Annotated in this window: 18 protein-coding genes; 15 read left to right on the forward strand and 3 right to left on the reverse strand. The window is 47.9% G+C overall.

What is annotated here, in order from left to right:
• Positions 1-80 precede the first annotated feature (80 nt).
• The 9 genes from lptM (at position 81) to OCU49_RS02270 (ending at position 6,791) form a co-directional block, all read left to right on the forward strand.
• The gene (gene lptM, locus OCU49_RS02230) at positions 81-191 is read left to right on the forward strand and encodes an LPS translocon maturation chaperone LptM (RefSeq protein WP_205657636.1); all 111 of its coding nucleotides are present in this window, start codon (positions 81-83) and stop codon (positions 189-191) included.
• Positions 192-237: 46 nt separating this feature from the next.
• Positions 238-1,485, forward strand: a complete 1,248-nt coding sequence (gene lysA, locus OCU49_RS02235; protein WP_261843404.1) for a diaminopimelate decarboxylase — start codon at positions 238-240, stop codon at positions 1,483-1,485.
• A 60-nt stretch (positions 1,486-1,545) separates the two neighbouring features.
• Positions 1,546-2,376: a diaminopimelate epimerase gene (gene dapF / locus OCU49_RS02240; protein ID WP_261843405.1), complete on the forward strand. Its 831-nt coding sequence runs from the start codon at positions 1,546-1,548 to the stop codon at positions 2,374-2,376.
• Positions 2,373-3,068 carry a DUF484 family protein gene (locus OCU49_RS02245; protein ID WP_261843406.1) on the forward strand — a complete coding sequence of 232 codons (696 nt, stop codon included), beginning with the start codon at positions 2,373-2,375 and terminating at the stop codon, positions 3,066-3,068. The genes dapF and OCU49_RS02245 overlap by 4 nt, the downstream gene beginning before the upstream one ends.
• 2 nt (positions 3,069-3,070) lie before the next feature.
• The gene (gene xerC / locus OCU49_RS02250; RefSeq protein ID WP_261843407.1) at positions 3,071-4,039 is read left to right on the forward strand and encodes a tyrosine recombinase XerC; all 969 of its coding nucleotides are present in this window, start codon (positions 3,071-3,073) and stop codon (positions 4,037-4,039) included.
• Positions 4,032-4,739, forward strand: coding sequence for an HAD family hydrolase (locus OCU49_RS02255; RefSeq protein ID WP_261843408.1), 708 nt, complete (start codon positions 4,032-4,034; stop codon positions 4,737-4,739). Before xerC ends, OCU49_RS02255 begins: the two co-directional genes overlap by 8 nt.
• 33 nt (positions 4,740-4,772) lie before the next feature.
• Positions 4,773-5,285 carry a hypothetical protein gene (locus OCU49_RS02260; protein ID WP_261843409.1) on the forward strand — a complete coding sequence of 171 codons (513 nt, stop codon included), beginning with the start codon at positions 4,773-4,775 and terminating at the stop codon, positions 5,283-5,285.
• A gap of 238 nt (positions 5,286-5,523) precedes the next feature.
• Positions 5,524-6,384 carry a VOC family protein gene (locus tag OCU49_RS02265; RefSeq protein WP_261843410.1) on the forward strand — a complete coding sequence of 287 codons (861 nt, stop codon included), beginning with the start codon at positions 5,524-5,526 and terminating at the stop codon, positions 6,382-6,384.
• Positions 6,385-6,614: 230 nt separating this feature from the next.
• Entirely contained in the window at positions 6,615-6,791 is a 177-nt protein-coding gene (locus OCU49_RS02270) for a hypothetical protein (protein WP_261843411.1), read from the forward strand.
• Between the two features lie 39 nt (positions 6,792-6,830).
• On the opposite strand, the gene nudE is transcribed toward OCU49_RS02270, so the two are convergent.
• Entirely contained in the window at positions 6,831-7,382 is a 552-nt protein-coding gene (nudE, locus tag OCU49_RS02275) for an ADP compounds hydrolase NudE (RefSeq protein ID WP_261843412.1), read from the reverse strand.
• 115 nt (positions 7,383-7,497) lie between these two features.
• On the opposite strand from nudE, the gene yrfG reads away from it, so the two are divergent.
• From yrfG to OCU49_RS02295, 4 genes are all read left to right on the forward strand, one after another.
• Positions 7,498-8,148, forward strand: coding sequence for a GMP/IMP nucleotidase (yrfG, locus tag OCU49_RS02280; RefSeq protein WP_261843413.1), 651 nt, complete (start codon positions 7,498-7,500; stop codon positions 8,146-8,148).
• A complete protein-coding gene (gene hslR, locus OCU49_RS02285) occupies positions 8,141-8,563 on the forward strand; it encodes a ribosome-associated heat shock protein Hsp15 (RefSeq protein WP_261843414.1) in 423 nt (140 codons plus the stop codon). The genes yrfG and hslR overlap by 8 nt, the downstream gene beginning before the upstream one ends.
• Positions 8,564-8,680: 117 nt before the next feature.
• Entirely contained in the window at positions 8,681-9,553 is an 873-nt protein-coding gene (hslO, locus tag OCU49_RS02290; RefSeq protein ID WP_261843415.1) for an Hsp33 family molecular chaperone HslO, read from the forward strand.
• Between the two features lie 298 nt (positions 9,554-9,851).
• Positions 9,852-11,399: a phosphoenolpyruvate carboxykinase gene (locus tag OCU49_RS02295; RefSeq protein ID WP_261843416.1), complete on the forward strand. Its 1,548-nt coding sequence runs from the start codon at positions 9,852-9,854 to the stop codon at positions 11,397-11,399.
• Between the two features lie 63 nt (positions 11,400-11,462).
• Here OCU49_RS02295 and OCU49_RS02300 read toward each other — a convergent pair whose 3' ends face one another.
• Both OCU49_RS02300 and OCU49_RS02305 read right to left on the reverse strand, forming a co-directional pair.
• Positions 11,463-14,177 (reverse strand): sensor domain-containing protein, encoded by a 2,715-nt coding sequence (locus tag OCU49_RS02300; RefSeq protein ID WP_261843417.1) that lies wholly within the window; start codon positions 14,175-14,177, stop codon positions 11,463-11,465.
• A 266-nt stretch (positions 14,178-14,443) separates the two neighbouring features.
• Positions 14,444-15,814: a formimidoylglutamate deiminase gene (locus OCU49_RS02305; RefSeq protein WP_261843418.1), complete on the reverse strand. Its 1,371-nt coding sequence runs from the start codon at positions 15,812-15,814 to the stop codon at positions 14,444-14,446.
• Positions 15,815-15,982: 168 nt separating this feature from the next.
• Here OCU49_RS02305 and hutC point away from each other — a divergent pair, with 168 nt between their 5' ends.
• The gene (gene hutC, locus OCU49_RS02310; RefSeq protein ID WP_261843419.1) at positions 15,983-16,744 is read left to right on the forward strand and encodes a histidine utilization transcriptional repressor HutC; all 762 of its coding nucleotides are present in this window, start codon (positions 15,983-15,985) and stop codon (positions 16,742-16,744) included.
• A 112-nt stretch (positions 16,745-16,856) separates the two neighbouring features.
• A complete protein-coding gene (hutU, locus tag OCU49_RS02315; RefSeq protein WP_261843420.1) occupies positions 16,857-18,527 on the forward strand; it encodes a urocanate hydratase in 1,671 nt (556 codons plus the stop codon).
• Positions 18,528-18,558 lie beyond the last annotated feature (31 nt).

Here is an 18,558-nt window from a genome sequence, read left to right on the forward strand (position 1 = left end):
AAGCCGGGATGGCGGGTGATACCTGTTTCAGAATCTGTGGCGGCGTTAAGTCAGAATAATCACCAGAGAGAAATCAAACGATGAAACATTGCTGGGTTGCTGTGTTTATCAGTTGTATTTTATTGGCAGGTTGTGGCCAGAAAGGCCCGCTGTATTTGCCCGATGAGGCTCCGCAAACGGAGCAAAACTAAATTTCTTTGCGTGATCTCACGCAAACAGCAGAAGTAGAAAAATAAGATGGATAACTTCGAATACCGAAATGGTGCGTTATTCGCAGAAGATGTTGCGATCAGTACTATTGCTGAAGAGTTCGGTACGCCGGCTTATATTTATTCCCGGGATGCGCTGGAGCGTGCTTATCTGGCGTATGCGCAGGCACTTGAAGGCCATGATGCGCTTGTATGCTATGCGGTGAAAGCGAACTCCAATATTGCTGTATTGAACGTTTTAGCACGTTTGGGTGCTGGTTTTGATATCGTTTCAGAAGGCGAGTTAGAGCGTGTGCTACAGGCTGGTGGTCAGGCGGAGAAAATCGTTTTTTCCGGTGTTGCCAAGCGTGAGTCAGAAATGCGTCGTGCGCTGGAAGTGGGTATTCATTGTTTTAATATTGAGTCTGAAGCTGAGCTGGACCGTCTTAACAGCGTTGCTGAAAGTATGGGCAAGGTTGCACCGATTTCTCTGCGGGTAAATCCAGATGTTGATGCCGGAACGCATCCGTACATTTCTACCGGCCTGAAAGACAATAAGTTTGGTGTTGCCATTGAAGATGCTGCACGTATTTATGCTTATGCTAACAGTTTGAGTCATCTGAATATTCAGGGGCTGGATTGCCATATTGGTTCTCAGTTAACAGAAACCGCGCCGTTTATTGATGCGCTGGACCGTTTGTTAGTTCTGATTGATACACTGGCAGAGCAGGGCATTACGATTCATCATCTGGATTTAGGTGGTGGTCTGGGTGTCTGTTATACAGATGAAGTACCGCCAACTCCGCAGGCATATATAGCAGAGGTTCTTGCTAAGCTGGGGGATCGTCCTCTGAAACTGGTATTTGAACCGGGCCGTTCAATTGCTGCCAACGCTGGGCTGCTGATCACTAAAATTGAATTTCTTAAGTGTGCTGAGTATAAGAACTTTGCCATTATTGATGCGGCTATGAACGATATGATTCGTCCGTCTCTGTACAGTGCTTACATGGATATTATCCCTGCTCAGGTGCGTGACACAGGTGAAAGCCGCGTTTACGATCTAGTTGGGCCTGTCTGTGAAACCGGCGATTTTCTGGGTAAGGAGCGTGAGCTGAATATTCAGCCGGGTGATTTACTGGCGGTATGCTCTGCAGGTGCTTATGGTTTTACTATGAGTTCCAATTACAATAGCCGTAACCGTGCGGCAGAAGTCATGGTTGATGACAATCAGGTACATTTGATTCGTCAGCGGGAAACTCTGGCTGATCAGTTACGTGGTGAGCAGCTTCTTCCTTAACGCCTGTGCGCAACCGGTTGATCAGTTTTGTTAGAGTGTTACATCAAGTAAGAGAGCACTATGTTAGTCAGATTTACAAAAATGCATGGCCTGGGGAATGATTTTCTGGTGTTGGATATGGTCACCCAGAAGATTAAACTCAACTCTGCACTGGTGGCGAAACTGGCCGACCGGAATTTTGGCGTGGGTTTTGATCAGCTGTTAGTGGTTGAACCGCCGACGAATCCTGATATGGATTTTCGTTATCGCATTTATAATGCTGATGGCAGTGAAGTTGAGCATTGTGGCAATGGTGCCCGATGCTTTGCTAAGTTTGTGCGTGATAAGCGACTGACTGCAAAAGACCGGATTGCTGTTGAAACTCAAAAAGGTGCAATTTACCTGACAGTCACTGAAAATCTGGATGTTGAAGTGGATATGGGGGCGCCGGTACTGTCGCCTCAGGAAGTACCGTTTCAGTCCGAGGTTCAGGCGGTTACTTATCAGTTAGATGCTGAAGGTGCGACGCATGAGATCAGCGCTGTATCAATGGGTAATCCTCACGGTGTTCTGATAGTCGATTCTGTTGAAACAGCACCAGTAGAAACCCTGGGGCCAGTACTGGAAGCACACACGCAGTTTCCGGCTAAAGCGAATATTGGCTTTATGGAAATTGTCGCCCGTGATGAAGTGCGGTTAAGGGTGTTTGAGCGTGGTGCAGGGGAAACTCTTGCCTGCGGGACAGGTGCTTGTGCAGCGGTTGTTGCGGGGCGCTTACGTGGCCTTTTGGATGAAACCGTTAAAGTATGTTTGCCAGGTGGAGATCTCAGTATTTCCTGGCAAGGTGATAACACATCGGTAATGATGACCGGGCCGGCAACAACGGTGTATGAAGGGCAGATTTATTTATGACAACTGATGCAGTTGAGGTTCAGAGCGAAGTATCTGAACAGCAGGTTATTGATTATCTTAAACAACATCCGGACTTTTTTACTGGCAATGAAAATTTGCTGGAAAAGTTATATGTGCCCCATCAGCGGGGTAGCAGTGTATCGCTGGTTGAGCGTCAGACGTCTCTGTTGAGGGAAAAGAACCGCGAACTCTATGATTATCTGAGTGATCTGGTTGGCGTTGCCCGGGAAAACGAGATCCAGTTTAAGAAGACCAAAAAAATGGTCGTGTCTTTACTGGAAGCAGAAACGCTGGATGACGTTGCCGTTGCTGTTGAAGAATGTCTGTGTGAGGAGTTTCACAGTGATACGACGGCATTACTGCTTTTCGGGCCTGCTCGGGATGATGTGAATAATCTGCGAATCATGCCGCGGGAAGATGCTACTGTTATTGATGCGCTGGCAGACAGTTCACAAACCAGTTGCGGAAATCTGACAGAGTTACAGAACGAGCTGTTATTTAAGGAACATGCGTTTAAAGTAAAGTCTGCTGCTGCAGTACCGCTGGTTAAAGGTGAAACCCTAGGTTTACTGGCGATTGGCAGTTATGACAGCGAATATTTTCAGAGTAATCAGGGAACCTTATTTCTTGATTACATAGGTCAGGTGTTGAGCCGGGTTGTTTCGCATCTGTTACGTCGGTCTGAGGGATAGGCTTGACGGCTGAGCTGCCGGATCTGGCGCGATCAGGTTTTTTTAACTATCTGAGCGCTGAGCGGCAGTTGTCTAAACACACGTTAGATAATTATCAGCGTGATCTGCAAAGACTTTGGGAATATCTGCAGTTACAGCAAATTTTTACCCCTTCCGAATCGCCATGGCACAAAGTGCTGCCGCAACATATTCGTGGTTTTGTCGCCGCTGTGCATCATCAGGGGCTTGGCGGTAAAAGTATTCAGCGGGCATTGTCTGCTATCCGCACTTTTTATAAATACCTTCATCGTGAAGGGTTGGCGAAGGCTGATCCGGCAGCGGGTATCCGTGCGCCTAAAAGTCCTAAGCGTCTGCCCCAGACACTGGACCCCGATCAGCTAAGCAGTCTGCTTGATCAGCCACTAGGTCGTGATCCACTGAGTCGTCGTGATCATGCGATGGTTGAACTGTTGTACTCATCAGGCTTACGGCTGGCTGAGTTGGTGAGTCTGGACTTGTATGATCTGGATTTCCAGGATGCGAGCCTGCGGGTTATTGGTAAGGGGCGTAAAGAGCGAATGCTGCCTATTGGCGACAAAGCGATGCAGGCATTAGAGCGTTGGCTGGATTGCCGTGATAAGCTGGCCAGACCTGAGGAAATGGCTGTATTTGTCAGTCAGAGGGGGCGGCGAATATCAGCACGCAGTGTACAGTTAAGGCTAGCACGCTGGGGTGATTATCAGGGCAGTGACAGCCGGGTTTATCCACATCGTCTGCGGCATTCTTTTGCCAGTGATATGCTGGCATCAAGCGGTGATCTGAGAGCTGTTCAGGAGTTGCTGGGCCACTCAGATATAGCAACCACTCAGGTATATACCCATTTAGATTTTCAGCATTTACTTGATGTCTATGACAAGGCGCATCCCCGGGCGAAGCGCCAGTCGGGCAGTAAGCCGGCCCGTAAACCAAACAAGCAGGATTCCAATGATTAAGTGTATTACCTTCGATCTGGACGATACCCTCTGGGCTGTTGATCCGGTTATCACACATGCCAATAATACTCTATACGGCTGGTTAGATGAGCATGCCCCGGGGTTCACCCGTGAATATCAGGTCGGTGACTTTCCGGCGCTGCGTGAGCAGGTTTTGATGGCTTTTCCTGAAACAGCTCATAGCGTGACGTTAATTCGTTTACGTCAGTTGGAGATTGGTTTACGTCAGGCGGGTTATAGTGAAACTGAAATTGAAGTATTAGTGCCGCAGGCATTTGATATTTTTATTGCAGCGCGTAATGAAGTCACTTTTTTCCCATATGTGACAGAGATGCTGAGTCAGCTGAAGGAGTACGAATATCGTATTGGTGCGTTGAGTAATGGCAATGCAGAAGTAAACCGTGCGGGCTTAGGTGACTGGTTTGATTTTGCACTGAATGCTCACATGGTAGGTCATGAAAAACCACATCCTGCTATGTTCCAGCAAATGCTGGCCAGTGAGAAGCTTCGCCCTGAAGAAGTTATTCATATAGGTGATAACCCAGACCATGATGTTGCCGGTGCGCAGCAATTGGGCATCCGAACCATTTGGGTAAATTTAAAACAAGGTTCGCATAAAACGGGTGAAACTGCTGATCAGGTGGTAACCTGTTTAAGTGAGGTATTTGATGCGGTTACGGCAATTCGTGCACAGAGTTAAATTGCGCCGCAGCCGGAAATGAAAGGAATGCTTATGTCAGGACAGCTACGTAACCAGATTAATATGACTTACGATTCGGCAGAAGACCGGATTATGATTCGGGCAACCGATCAGGGCAAGGAATACCGGGCCTGGTGGACACGTCGGTTAGCGCTGCGCATGAGCAATCTCTTCGTGGAGCAGGAGTTCCCTACAGAAAACAGTGATAGCCATCTGGCGCCGGATCAACGTCAGGTCCTGGGCGATATGGAGAAGCAGGGAGCTATCCAGAGTGCCGATTTCGATACACCCTTTGAAGAGGCTGCTATTGATTATTATCCATTAGGAAAGGACGGAATTCTGATTCAGCGCATTGATGTAAAAGTTGATGGGAAGGTGGTTAAGCTGGTGATGCTGCCAGCGGATGGTGAAGGCCTTACTCTGACTTTACCGCCAAGTCAGCGCTATTCTTTTGAGCATATGTTACATCAGGTGATGCAAGCAGCAGACTGGCATTTGGCGGCTATTCTGCCGACGACTGAAGCCACTGATATCGTTACGCATTAGTGGTTCTTTAAAGTCACAATGGCTGGCTGTGTCTGAGAGGAAATTCAAAACACAAACACCCCCACAGCCGATATATCCGGTAATGAGCTGGTAAAACCTTCAGATGATTTTAATGCGCTGGTTGCGATGATGTCAGCCGCAATTGCAGTACCTGATAATAAATAAACCATGTAAGTGTGATTCAGATTGGCTCGGTTAGAATGCCGGCATAGAGTGCACTTTCTCAGCAGGTGAATTTATGCGTCATATACATAAGCACAGTTTACGGGTGGCAGACGTTGCTCGTAGTTGCGAGTTTTACCAGGTATATCTGGGCATGAGTCTGATCAGTGAGTACCAACAGCAGGGGAAGCACTGTTGTCTGTTGGGTTACGTTCGCAGCCCTGAGAGTATGCCGCCTACTTTATTGGAACTGATCGAAACAGAAGACTTTGTCTGTTTACCGGGTGCTGTGCCTGCCGGTTACTGGAAGATAGCTTTGTCTGTAGTTGATGTAGATGTAGCCAGGCAGTGCCTGACTGAAAAAGGTATTGAGGTCACACCAACCTGTCAGGTGCCAGACGTAGCATATCTCTGTCATCTGAATGATCCGGATGGACATTGTATAGAGCTTATCCAGCACAGGTTCGAGGTTAATCATACACCGCAGCCTAAAGATGACCGTTACCCGTTAGGGAGTGAAGCGGTGTTTTCACTGATCACTTACCGGGTAAAGAATCCTGAGCGCAGTGTGGCATTTTATCAGGGCTTAGGGATGCGGCTTTTATCCCGTCAGGATGTCGGCTTTGCCGGGTTTACACTGTATTTTCTTGGCTATAGTGACGAGTCTTTGCCGGATGAGGATATCTGCGCAGTTGGTAATAGAGAATGGCTCTGGCAACGGCCTTATACGTTAATTGAGTTGCAGCATAACTGGGGAACAGAGCAGCAGGATGCTTTTGCCTATGATGTCTCTCCGGAAACTGGTTTCGTGGGAATCGAACTAGTGAGTAACGAGCCTGAACTGCTGGCTCAGGCAGATCAGTCTGACACTGATGCGCCGGTATATTTCGACCCTGACGGCTATCGTATTGATGTCAGGCAAATCTGCGTTGAATAAGAATGTGTCTTTATCTCTAAGTCTGTTCAGGCCTGTATAGACTAAAGTCGTCTCACGGCTGATGCGTGCTTCTGAATAGAATAGAAAGCCTGTGATTTTGCAAAATAATAATAACGGTGGCTATTGTGGGTAAGGTATTTCTTTGGATCAGCGCAGTACTTTTAGTGGTTTATACCATGAAAACTCAATACCTCACTTCCTCTACATGGCAACCTTTTAAAGATGGTTGCATGGCTTCGGAAGAGGCCACCGAAGCACAATGTAGCTGTCTAGCGGATTATGTCCATAAGCACTTCAGTGATCGTGAAGTGCAGGAAATTATGAACCAAACGGTGACAGATCCTGCTATGCAGCAGAAGATTGAAGGTATTGTTCGGGTTGGTTCCCGTCAGTGCCTCAATCCTTAATAACTAACTTAAGGTGTAGATAGGCGAAGGCAGTCGTCTTCAGCCTGCTTCTATTTTAAGCCGGTCACGTACCATATAGAGTGCAGCAATGGTGCGCGCTTCAGTAAAGTCATCCCGGGCGAAGAGTTCATCCAGTTGCGACAGCGGCCAGTGAACGACTTCCATGTCTTCAGGTTCATCGCCTTCCAGTTTACAGGGGTAAAGATCACGGGCCAGTACAGTTGTGATCTTATGGCCCATATAATTTGGCGCAGAAGTCATTTCTTTAACACTGACAATGTCCCGGGCACCGAAGCCTGCTTCTTCTTTTAGCTCTCGGTCGGCGGCGATGATAGCGTCTTCACCCGGATCAATAAGCCCTTTGGGTAATGTCAGCAGATAGTCTTCTACGCCAACCGCGTATTCTTTAATCAGAATGATGTTATCTGCATCATCCAGGGCGACGATCATGACTGCGCCATTACCGCGAACAGCCAGGCGTTCATAGGTTCGTTCCACGCCGTTGGAGAAGCGTAAATCAACCGCTTCAACTTTGAATAACCGGCTTTGAGACGGCTGGCTGATCTTCAATATTTCGGGTTTTACGGGCATACTCTTGCGTTTCCTTAATCGTACCGGGATTTAACGGTTGCCTGGTGAGCGAGCTGAAGCGGATTATACTTACATCTGCTGGCAATAATATTAACCCTCTGGCTGTAACATTCCTATGGATTGGCAAAATATAGATACAGTGCTGTTAGATATGGACGGCACCTTGCTGGATCTGCACTTCGATACCTATTTCTGGCTGGAGCATGTGCCAATGCGCTATGCCCAGTTACATCAGGCTGATGCCGCTGAAACCAGGGCTTGGCTGCTGAAGCGCCTGCGTGAAGAACGGGGGACGCTGAACTGGTATTGTCTGGATTACTGGAGCCGTGAGCTGAAGATTAATATCGCGGAACTGAAACATGAAGTGCGGGATAAAATTTCTTTCAGACCTCATGTACAGGACTTTCTTGCGCACCTGCGGGAAAAACAGATGCGTACGCTGATCGTTACTAATGCGCACCGAGATGGTCTGAACCTGAAAATGCAGGAAACGGGGCTTGATAAGCTGGTGGACGACATTATCGTTTCCCATGATTTCCAACTGCCCAAAGAAGATCCACAGTTCTGGCATGAAATGCAAAAAGTTGAGCCTTTTAACCCGGCCACGACCTTACTGGTGGATGACAGTCTGCCGGTACTGGAGTCTGCCCGGCAGTTTGGCATTGGTTATCTGTTGAGTATCTATCAGCCTGACAGCCAGCAACCGAAACGCGAAATTGATGATTTCGCCGCTATCCATCATTTTGACGAGATAATCCGTGGCTAAGCAATCTACCAATAGTAAAAGCACGGCAGCGCAGGGTGCTGATTCCAAAGTGCGTTTAGATAAATGGCTTTGGGCCGCGCGCTTTTTTAAAACCCGGGCAATTGCCAAGCAGGCAGTTGAAGGTGGTAAAGTGCATTACGAAGGCCAGCGGGCCAAATGCAGCCGGATTGTTGAAGTCGGAGCGGAGCTTATTATCCGGCAGGGCTTTGATGAGAAAAAAGTAATTATCGTGGCTATATCAGAACAGCGCCGTGGAGCCTCTGAGGCTCAGCTTCTCTATAATGAAACCTCTGAAAGCCAGGCCAAACGTGAGTTAAGCGCTGAACAGCGTAAAGCTATGCGAGGTAACCTTGGTCCTGATGTCCGGCCAAATAAGCGTGATCGTCGTCGGATTATGCAGTTTAAAGACCAGTAATCGAGCATTTTTCGTACAGTTTTATGCTAGAATGCCGCCCTAATTTTTTCTCTGATGTTAGCTATTCATTCTGTGAGAGTAATGTCAGGGGTTACCGACTGTTTGTTTGAGAGAAGCATGAGCAATCCAGATCAGATCCAACGGGTTCTTTTTGATAATGCCGACATTCGTTGTGTTGTTGCCGGCGTAGATACTGCATATCAGGAAGTGATACAGCGTCACGGCTATCCGCAAGTTATCCAAAATGTATTGGGTGAAATGATGGCTGCTGTGAGCTTACTTAGCGCTACGTTAAAATTTGAAGGCCGTTTATCTATACAGGCGCAAGGTAGTAACAATGTAAAAGCCCTGATGGCTGAATGTAACCATCAGCGCGATTTACGGGCAATTGCCCGTTTTGAAGGTGAGTTGCCGGAAGAGGCTGAGCTGAAAGAGCTGATTGGCGATGGCCAGTTGGTTATTACAATTGAGCCTGAAAACGGTAAGCGTTATCAGGGGGTTGTTCCTCTTGACGGCGATCATCTTAGCCAGTGTCTGGAGGAGTACTTCTCCCGTTCTGAACAGTTACCTACACAGATTCATCTGGCGACTGGTGAAGATAAGGCAGCTGGTTTTCTGATTCAGGTTATGCCGGTAGAAGGTGACCGTAAAGATCAGTGGGAGCATTTTAGCCAGTTGGCAGCCACGTTAAGTGATGATGAGCTTTTGAGTCTCGACAATGAGACTATTTTACGACGTTTATTCCATGAAGAAGAATGTCGCCTATATGAGCCGGAGTTACTGCGTTTTAACTGCGATTGTACCCGTGAGCGTACAAGCCATGCTTTGCAGTATTTAACTCAGGATGAGCTGGAAGAAATTATCCGGGAAGAAGGCAAGATCGAAGTTAACTGCCAGTTTTGTAACGAAAACTATCAGTTTGATCAGGCAGATATTGTACAAATGTTTTCTATCACCGCAAATGTGAAGCCTTCTGATCAGGTACACTGATTAGTTTAGCGAGTACCGGGATGTGAAACCTCATCCCGTTAAAGCTGACCGAAAGCGACTAATGGACCCCGTATAAAGCAAATAGGAATGGCTCTCAGTCATAGTTTTTCAGACTCTTTTTTGACATAATACGCGTCCGATAAAAATAAGATCCGCCGGCGAGTGTCGGAGCAGGACGAAACAGTTTTACTCCTCTGTGCATGGGGGTAGTTGGTTGATAAAACAACTAATTGCGCACGGAGACGAATAACTTTCCAGGTAATTATTTTTTTTGGCTGCAGGCCAAGGGAATCCAATAATGAGCAAAGACACCGTGAACACTGTACACGTCAATATGAGCCCGGCTCAGTTAGTAGAACGAGCTATTCAGCGGGGAGAAGGTACCCTGGCTGATTCTGGTGCTCTGGTCGTAAAGACTGGCAAGCGTACAGGCCGCTCACCGATGGATCGTTTCATCGTTGATGAACCTAGCACTTCTGATGCTATCCAGTGGGGCCCGATTAACCGTCCTTTTGACGGCGATAAGTTCGACGCCCTTTGGAATCGTGTTGAAGAACACCTGGCTGAGCGCGAGCATTTTGTTTCAACTGTTCATGTAGGTTCTGATCCTAATCACTACCTGCCAGTTAAGATGAGCACAGAAACTGCGTGGCAGAACCTGTTTGGTCAGAACTTGTTCATTCGTCCGGAAGAATATAACCAAAAATCAAAAGAAGAATGGCAAATCTTCAACGCTGCAGGTTTCGAATGTGTTCCTGAGCGTGATGGTACTAACAGCGAAGGCTGTGTGATCATCAACTTTGCTAAGCGTAAAGTACTGTTGGCTGGCATGCGTTATGCGGGCGAGATGAAGAAGGCAATGTTCTCGGTGCAGAACTTCTTATTGCCAGAAAAAGACGTGCTGCCAATGCACTGTTCTGCAAATATCGGTGATGACGGTAGCACTACACTGTTCTTCGGTCTTTCCGGCACGGGTAAAACAACGTTGTCTGCGGACCCTTCACGTTACCTGATCGGTGATGATGAGCACGGTTGGGGCAAAGGTGTAGTATTTAACCTGGAAGGCGGTTGTTATGCGAAGACAATCAACCTGAGTCAGAAGAATGAGCCAATCATTTGGGATGCGATCCGTTTCGGTGCAATCGTTGAAAACGTTACTCTGAATGATTCACGTGTAGCTGATTATGCTGATACAAGCCTGACTGAAAATGGCCGTTGTGCTTATCCACTGAAGCATGTTGAGAAGCGCTCTGCGACCAATATGGGTGGTGAGCCTAAGTCTATTGTCTTCCTGACTTGTGACCTGACTGGCGTTTTGCCACCGGTATCTATTCTGTCTAAGGAAGCGGCTGCTTATCACTTCCTGTCTGGTTATACGGCACTGGTTGGTTCTACTGAAATGGGTTCAGGCGGTGGCATTAAGTCTACTTTCTCTACCTGCTTCGGCGCTCCATTCTTCCCACGTCCTGCAAGTGAGTATGCTGATCTGTTGATCAAGCGTATTGAAGAATTCGACAGCCAGGTTTATTTGGTTAACACTGGCTGGACTGGCGGTGCTTACGGCGTTGGTAGCCGTTTCAGTATTCCTACGACCCGCGGCATTATCAGCGCCATCCAGAATGGCGAACTGGCTGGCGTAGAAACAGAACACCTGGCAGGTATTAACCTGACTGTTCCTAAGGATGTACCGGGCGTTGATAACGCGCTGCTGAATCCGCGTGCGACTTGGGAAGATAAAGGTGCATACGATGCAACTGCAAATGATCTGATCGGTCAGTTCACTTCAAATTTTGAAAAGTTTGAAGGTGTTTCTGAAGCGATTATTCTGGCAGGCCCACAGCGTTAATTCGCTGTCGTTATAAAAAAGGCGCTTACAGCGCCTTTTTTTGTGCCTGAAATTTAGCATCGGTTATTTCAATAAAACGGCTTCACCGGGTAAAGTCTGCTGCGCCTGCCATTCAACCGGTGCCTGCCATTGTGCGACCCAGCTGGCAATCTCTCCTGCAGGCATAGGACGGGCAATGGCGTAGCCCTGTGCAAGGCAGCAGCCGAGTGAAAGCAGCAATTCACCATGTCGAATACTTTCAACGCCTTCAGCAACTAACTGTTTATTGAACAGCTTCCCAAGATGGATGATACCTTTGAGCACAGTGAGATCTTCAGTGTCGGTGAGCATGTCCATGACAAAGCCACGGTCAATTTTGACGATACTTGCCGGTAGCTCTTTCAGGTAACGCAGGGATGAGTAGCCTGTCCCGAAGTCATCTAACGCAAAATTTATTCCGAGCTTGATGCAGCTTTGCATTGTCCGGGATACTTTATGCAGATCCCGAATAATACTGCTCTCCAAAACCTCCAGCTCAATATAACTCGGATCAATCTCAGGATAGCGTTTTAACAGTTCTTCGAGTCGTTCAGTAAAGTTGTCCTGCTGTAATTGCCGGGGGCCAACATTAATACTGATTGATAGCATATTTCCTTGAGCATGCCAGCGTGCAAGCTGACGTAAAGCTGCATCTATTACCCACTCGCCGATATCAATCGCCAGTGCGTGCTCTTCAGTCATAGGCAGGAAATGTGCAGGTGATAACAAGCCTTTCTGCGGATGCTGCCAGCGTATTAATGCTTCAACACCAAACACCTGAGAGGTACGCATATTTACCTTGGGCTGGTAATGAAGTACAAATTCGTTATTGAGAACTGCCTGTTTCAGACGCTCGACTTCTTCATGCTGGTGCTTAATATCCCTGGCTAAATCAGAATCGAATATGTGATAGCGGCCTTTACCTGCAAGTTTCGCCTGATACATTGCCTGATCGGCCTGGCGGAGTAATTGCTCTGCGGTTATATCTTCCTGCTGTGGATAAAAAGTTACACCCAGGCTAGCTGATACTTTGAGCTCCAGATTATTGATATAAATCGGTTCGTTGGTAGCTTTTAATAAACGCAGCAGATAGATTTCGTATGGCAGCCCCATTGGTAAATCGACAAAAATAGCGGCAAATTCATCACCGCCAAGCCGGGCAACGGTATCTGTTTCCCGCAGGGCAAACTTCATACGCCGGGCGATTTCTACCAGCAGTTGATCACCAACCTCATGCCCCCAGGTATCATTAACCGCTTTAAATCCATCCAGATCGAGATAGACAATTGCCAGGCTCAGGTTACGACGTTTAATTTGTAGCATGCCGTGTTCCAGACGGTCGGCAAGAAGTAATCGGTTGGGTAAATTAGTCAGCGCATCATAGTGCGCAATACTGCGTAACTGTTCATCTTTAAGCTTCTGATCAGTAATGTCGTAGAAGAGAGCGACATACTGCTGAAGATTTCTGTGAGTATCGCTAACAGCGTTGATGGTCAGCTTGAGTGTCCGGGAAGCATTATTCGCGTGTGTGGTTTCTAACTCGCCTTCCCAGTGACCATGTTCCTGAAGAGACTGGTACATCATGAGCGCTTCATCGGTCTCATGAAATTCCCAGAAGAGGTCGCGTATATTCTGTCCAACTACCTCATTGTGGCTATAACCGGTGATATGCGTATAAGCATCATTAGTGTCCAGTAATGTGCCCTGAGGACTAATTATCATGATGCCTTCACTGGTATGTTTAAACACGCTGGCAGCCAGGCGCAGTTTTTCATGGGACTTTTTACGTTCTGAGATATCCCGGATAACTCTGACATAACCTAGAGGTTTCCCCTGAGGGTCTGTCATTACTGTCGCCAGTGTTTCTCCGCTGAAAGAAGAGCCGTTGGCACGTCGGTAGTCTGCTTCGTAGATGGCTGCATTGTGGCTGTTTTCTGAGTATTGCAGGTCCTGATATGCGGCGATATCTTTGGATTGCTTGTAGAGCCTGTCTGCATCACTGTCGATGAGTTCATTCAGACTGTAGCCAAACAGGGTTTCGCTGCCACGGTTAGCGTTAATAATTCTGCCGTCGGGGTTCGCGCAAATGATGGCATCAGAAATGCCGTCGAAAATAGATGATAGAGTTGCTTCATTTTCTTCCGCTTGCTGGCGGGCTTCGTGGCCCCGGCGCATAGATTTATACAGAAGTATTATGAGGATTAGCAGTAATACAATCGAACCGCCCATCGCCCAGATGACTTGACGGCTCTTGCTGGCAATTTCATCCGTCTGTACGTCCACCATAGCTTCCAGCTGGTTCTGGTAATGGCCGATAACCTTATCCATTTTAGGTGTGACAGGCGTCACAATTGAGTAGAGCAGTACTTTGTTTTCCGTTTGGAGGGGAACTGTTCTGATCTCAACTTTTCGATTACTGCCGTCGGCCATTAGATGTCTGAAGATAAAAAATTGTCGGCCTTCCTGACGGGCCAGTCTTACTTCTACGGCAACTTGTTTTGGCGTTAACATGTTAAGATCTGCAACGCTCATGTTTTCAAGCGTGGCCTCTGAGTGGCCGTAAAACTCCGCCGCTGCGGGGTTGGCATTAACTATTTGTTTACTGTCGGCATCAATTAGTAACATGACTGAAGGATGTTTATCGAATGCTTGCTCAAATACAGGCATATCGGTTTGAGCATTGGCAGGAAGGATGTAGCAAAAAGTGAAGGCGTATAGCAAAACGCGAAACAAAGAGTTTGCCTTCGGTATTGATGTCATGATTCAGTCCGCTAAAAGTTATCTGATCAGGACGGAAGCCAGAATATGTTGAAATTCCTTGTACGATATTCAGGGCTTCCGGCAAATTGACCGGTATGCTCATCCTGAGCCGGCAATACCTGCGGTACTGTGTACAGGTATTTATCTAGATAAAGTTGTAGCACATCAATCGTTCGTTTTAATAGTTACAAGTCACCATTATATGAGGTTGTAATGCCCTGAAATAAGAGATTTCTCAGGGGCTTAGATGAACCGGGTCTCAGGTTTTACAACTTAAGGCGGTGCTGCAGGGCAATATAGCTTTCGCGGCTGGTTTGTTGATGTGGATGCTGTCCGGAAAAAATACGTTGCTGCCCGGCAATATATACGTCTTTCACCGGATTTTCCCTGCAGGCGAAAATCCAGCGGTTAAGTAACTGGCTAGGTTGTGCACCGGCTATTTCAGCAAGTTCATTATTCAATGTCATGAAGTCTGCCCGGGAGCCAGGACAAAGACCGCTTTGAATGCCGGCAGCCTGGGCACCGCCTTGCAGGCAAGCGTTAAACAGATAGTCCCCTACCGCCGGTTGCTCCGTTGTATATAGCCGATTACGTTGCTGGGCTTGTAGCCGTTGACTGTATTCGAGAAGACGTAATTCTTCAGCGACCGACAGGCCTACGTGGCTGTCAGAGCCGATTCCAATACGACCCTGTTCTGCGATAAAGCTTTGCGCCGGGAATATTCCGTCCCCTAAGTTTGCTTCAGTAGTTGGGCATAAACCTGCAACAGCCTGGGAGCGGGCAAGTTTGCATATTTCTTCCTTATTGAGGTGAGTAGCATGAATCAGACACCAGTCAGGAGTGACGTTGGTATTGTTAAAAAGCCATTCTACCGGGCGCTGCCCGTAGTGTGCTAAGCAATCGCTGACTTCTTTTTGCTGTTCGGCAATGTGAATATGCACAGGTATATTGTGTTGCTGATGGGCCAGAATTTGATTGATCTGTTCCGCATTGACTGCCCGGATGGAATGAAAACAGAGTGCTAGTTTTTGTGTCAGTGAAGCTTGCTTTACCTGCGGAGCCAGAAGCTCGTGAAGACGAAGGTACTCATCGGTTGCATGATAAAAACGCTGTTGAGCCTGATTGCAGGGCTGTTCGCCAAAGCCTCCGTAACTGTAAAGCACTGGCGCAAGCGTGATACCCAGCCCGGTTGTGTCAGATGCCTGTAGTAAGCGCCGGTTCATTTCTGCCGGGTCGGAATATCGCTGACCATCCGGTGAGTGATGTAGGTAATTGAACTCCACAACCTGACCATAGCCAGCCTTTAGCATGTCGATATATAACTCGGTAGCGATAGTTTCGACATCGTCAGGAGTGAGTTTGGCAACCAGTTTATACATGGTGTCTCGCCAGCTCCAAAAGTTATCATTCGGATTAAGGCTTACTTCACTCAATCCTGCCATTATGCGCTGGAAGGCATGAGAATGAAGGTTTGTCATCGTTGGTAATACGGGGCCGTTTAATATGCGCGCATCAGCTGGAGGAGGCTGGTTTTCAGCGACTCTTATAATCTGACCCTGGCTGACTTCAATAAAAACGTTCTTCTGCCAGCCGGAAGGCAGAAGTGCCAGAGGGGCAAAGAATATTTGATGGGACATGGTGAACTCCGCAGCGGATAATTCCGGTTTTTATAAATTGATATACCTTGTATATACAACTTTTTATCTTGGTGTTGCAAGCTTTTGCCGTATAATTCAGTGACGTTCTGAGCAGCAGCCAATACATCGTTTTTAATTTTTGCTGCTAATACGCAAGCGGAGTAACAGATGCGCCAGCAGTCTCAACATTTAGCCGATGAACTTAAAACCAGCCTTTCTGAAGGTAACGGACCTTTGTACGAACAGCTTAAGCAGGCGATTGCCAGCCGGGTTCGGGATGGTAGTTGGGTTGCGCTGCAACGTGTCCCTTCTGAAGCGGAGCTGGTTAAAGCACTAGACGTCAGCAGGATGACGGCCAACCGGGCGTTGAGAGAGCTGACAAGCGAAGGGATTCTGCAACGACAGCAGGGCGTAGGTACTTTTGTAGCAGAAAAAAAACTCCCTTCAGCCTTGTCTGAAATACATGATATTGCAGAAGAGATTGACAGCCGTGGTAATCAGCATCGGGCTGAAGTGCTTTGTCTTGAGCGGGCAAAGGCTTCACAGCAGGAAGCTCTGGGGCTGGGGGTGCGTACCATGCATCCGGTATACCGGTCTGTGTTATTACATTTTGAGAATCAGCTGCCTATTCAGCTGGAATCCCGGGTGATCAATGCGGAGTTGGCACCGGAATATCTTGAACAGGATTTCACCTGCATCACACCTTCTGCTTATCTGAGCCGTATTGCCCCTTTAACTGAAGGTGAGCATTTGGTGGAAGCCGTTCTGGCAACACCACAGCAGGCCAGTTGGCTGCAAATGGATTCTACCGAGCCCTGTTTGCAAATACAGCGCCGTACCTGGTCCCGTGGGGAGTTAGTAGCCAGTGCGCAGCTCCTGTCTCCGGGCAGCCGGTTCCAGCTATTTGGTCATTTTGGACGTAACGCCTGATCTTGATGTAAGCCACTACACTTATAAGTAGATATCGTACAGCTTGATTTTAAGTTGTATATACATGTATGCTGATTTGAAAATGAACTATTAAGTGTTTCAGGAGCATGTCATGGGCAGTCTCGACCGATTTCGTGAAGGGGATATCATTGCGCCAACCGGTACCCGGCTAAATGCTAAGAGCTGGTTAACGGAAGCGCCTTTACGAATGTTAATGAATAATTTACATCCGGATGTAGCTGAGAATCCTCATGAGCTGGTGGTATATGGTGGTATTGGCCGCGCTGCCCGTGACTGGAAAAGTTATGACGTGTTGGTGAATACACTTAAGAATCTTGAGACAGATGAAACGCTGTTAGTGCAGTCTGGTAAGCCGGTGGGGGTTTTCAAAACCCATGAAAATGCCCCGCGGGTATTGATTGCAAATTCTAATCTGGTGCCTCACTGGGCGAACTGGGAGCATTTCAATGAACTGGATGCTCAGGGGTTGGCAATGTATGGCCAGATGACAGCCGGTTCCTGGATATATATTGGTAGCCAGGGGATTGTTCAGGGTACTTATGAAACCTTCGTAGAGGCGGGGCGCCAGCATTACGCCGGCAACCTGCGCGGCCGGTGGATTCTTACTGCTGGTCTTGGTGGCATGGGTGGCGCTCAGCCGCTGGCTGCTTCACTTGCCGGTGCCTGCTCTCTGACGATCGAATGTCAGCAAAGCCGAATAGACTTTCGTTTACGGACCCGTTATCTGGACGAACAGGCAGCTGATCTTGATGATGCTCTGGCGCGGATAAGTGCACATTGTGAAGCTGGGCGTGCGGTGTCTGTCGGTTTATGTGGAAACGCAGCTGATATTTTGCCGGAAATGGTTAAGCGGGGTGTGCGCCCGGATATGGTGACTGATCAAACCTCAGCCCATGACCCGTTAAATGGGTATTTACCTCAGGGCATGAGTTGGGAAGAGTATCGCCAACGGGCAGAAACCGAACCTGCCGAAATTACCCGTCTGGCTAAGCAGTCTATGGCAGTACAGGTAAGTGCGATGCTGGCATTTCAGCAGCAGGGTATACCGACATTTGATTACGGTAATAATATTCGTCAGATGGCCCTGGAAGAAGGTGTGGATAACGCCTTTGATTTTCCTGGATTCGTACCAGCTTATATTCGTCCGCTGTTCTGCCGGGGTATTGGTCCATTCCGTTGGGTTGCTTTATCTGGTGATCCTGAAGATATCTATAAAACTGATGCCAAAGTAAAAGAAATTATTGCTGATGATAAGCATCTGCATAATTGGCTGGATATGGCCCGAGAGCGGATTCAGTTTCAGGGACTGCCAGCACGTATTTGCTGGGTAGGTTTAGGTCAGCGTGCAAAGTTGGGGCTGGCCTTTAATGAAATGGTGCGCAGTGGTGAACTGTCAGCGCCGGTTGTTATTGGTCGTGATCATCTGGATTCCGGCTCGGTAGCCAGCCCTAACAGGGAGACTGAAGCCATGCGGGATGGCTCAGATGCAGTGTCGGACTGGCCACTGCTGAATGCTTTGCTGAACACTGCGTCTGGTGCGACCTGGGTTTCTTTACATCATGGTGGCGGGGTTGGTATGGGTTTCTCGCAGCACTCTGGAATGGTGGTTGTTTGTGACGGCACAGCTGAGGCCGATGAGCGTATTGCCAGGGTACTGACGAACGATCCTGGGACTGGCGTTATGCGGCATGCAGACGCTGGTTATCCCGAAGCCATTGCTTGTGCTAAAGAGCAAGGGCTGCATTTGCCAATGCTTGAGTGAATGTTCTAACTGTATGTTTTGGAATGTTTAT

Source organism: Aliamphritea ceti (assembly GCF_024347215.1).
Taxonomy (GTDB): domain Bacteria; phylum Pseudomonadota; class Gammaproteobacteria; order Pseudomonadales; family Balneatricaceae; genus Amphritea; species Amphritea ceti.

Bases quoted from the DNA above. Each gene is read 5' to 3' on its own strand.
- OCU49_RS02245 (WP_261843406.1), top strand. From the start codon at position 2,373: ATGACAACTGATGCAGTTGAGGTTCAGAGCGAAGTATCTGAACAGCAG.
- dapF (WP_261843405.1), top strand. From the start codon at position 1,546: ATGTTAGTCAGATTTACAAAAATGCATGGCCTGGGGAATGATTTTCTG.
- yrfG (WP_261843413.1), top strand. From the start codon at position 7,498: ATGGATTGGCAAAATATAGATACAGTGCTGTTAGATATGGACGGCACC.
- OCU49_RS02260 (WP_261843409.1), top strand. From the start codon at position 4,773: ATGTCAGGACAGCTACGTAACCAGATTAATATGACTTACGATTCGGCA.
- OCU49_RS02255 (WP_261843408.1), top strand. From the start codon at position 4,032: ATGATTAAGTGTATTACCTTCGATCTGGACGATACCCTCTGGGCTGTT.
- hslO (WP_261843415.1), top strand. From the start codon at position 8,681: ATGAGCAATCCAGATCAGATCCAACGGGTTCTTTTTGATAATGCCGAC.
- OCU49_RS02295 (WP_261843416.1), top strand. From the start codon at position 9,852: ATGAGCAAAGACACCGTGAACACTGTACACGTCAATATGAGCCCGGCT.
- OCU49_RS02270 (WP_261843411.1), top strand. From the start codon at position 6,615: ATGGCTTCGGAAGAGGCCACCGAAGCACAATGTAGCTGTCTAGCGGAT.
- OCU49_RS02305 (WP_261843418.1), bottom strand. From the start codon at position 15,814: ATGTCCCATCAAATATTCTTTGCCCCTCTGGCACTTCTGCCTTCCGGC.
- hutC (WP_261843419.1), top strand. From the start codon at position 15,983: ATGCGCCAGCAGTCTCAACATTTAGCCGATGAACTTAAAACCAGCCTT.
- lysA (WP_261843404.1), top strand. From the start codon at position 238: ATGGATAACTTCGAATACCGAAATGGTGCGTTATTCGCAGAAGATGTT.
- OCU49_RS02300 (WP_261843417.1), bottom strand. From the start codon at position 14,177: ATGACATCAATACCGAAGGCAAACTCTTTGTTTCGCGTTTTGCTATAC.
- lptM (WP_205657636.1), top strand. From the start codon at position 81: ATGAAACATTGCTGGGTTGCTGTGTTTATCAGTTGTATTTTATTGGCA.
- hutU (WP_261843420.1), top strand. From the start codon at position 16,857: ATGGGCAGTCTCGACCGATTTCGTGAAGGGGATATCATTGCGCCAACC.
- OCU49_RS02265 (WP_261843410.1), top strand. From the start codon at position 5,524: ATGCGTCATATACATAAGCACAGTTTACGGGTGGCAGACGTTGCTCGT.
- nudE (WP_261843412.1), bottom strand. From the start codon at position 7,382: ATGCCCGTAAAACCCGAAATATTGAAGATCAGCCAGCCGTCTCAAAGC.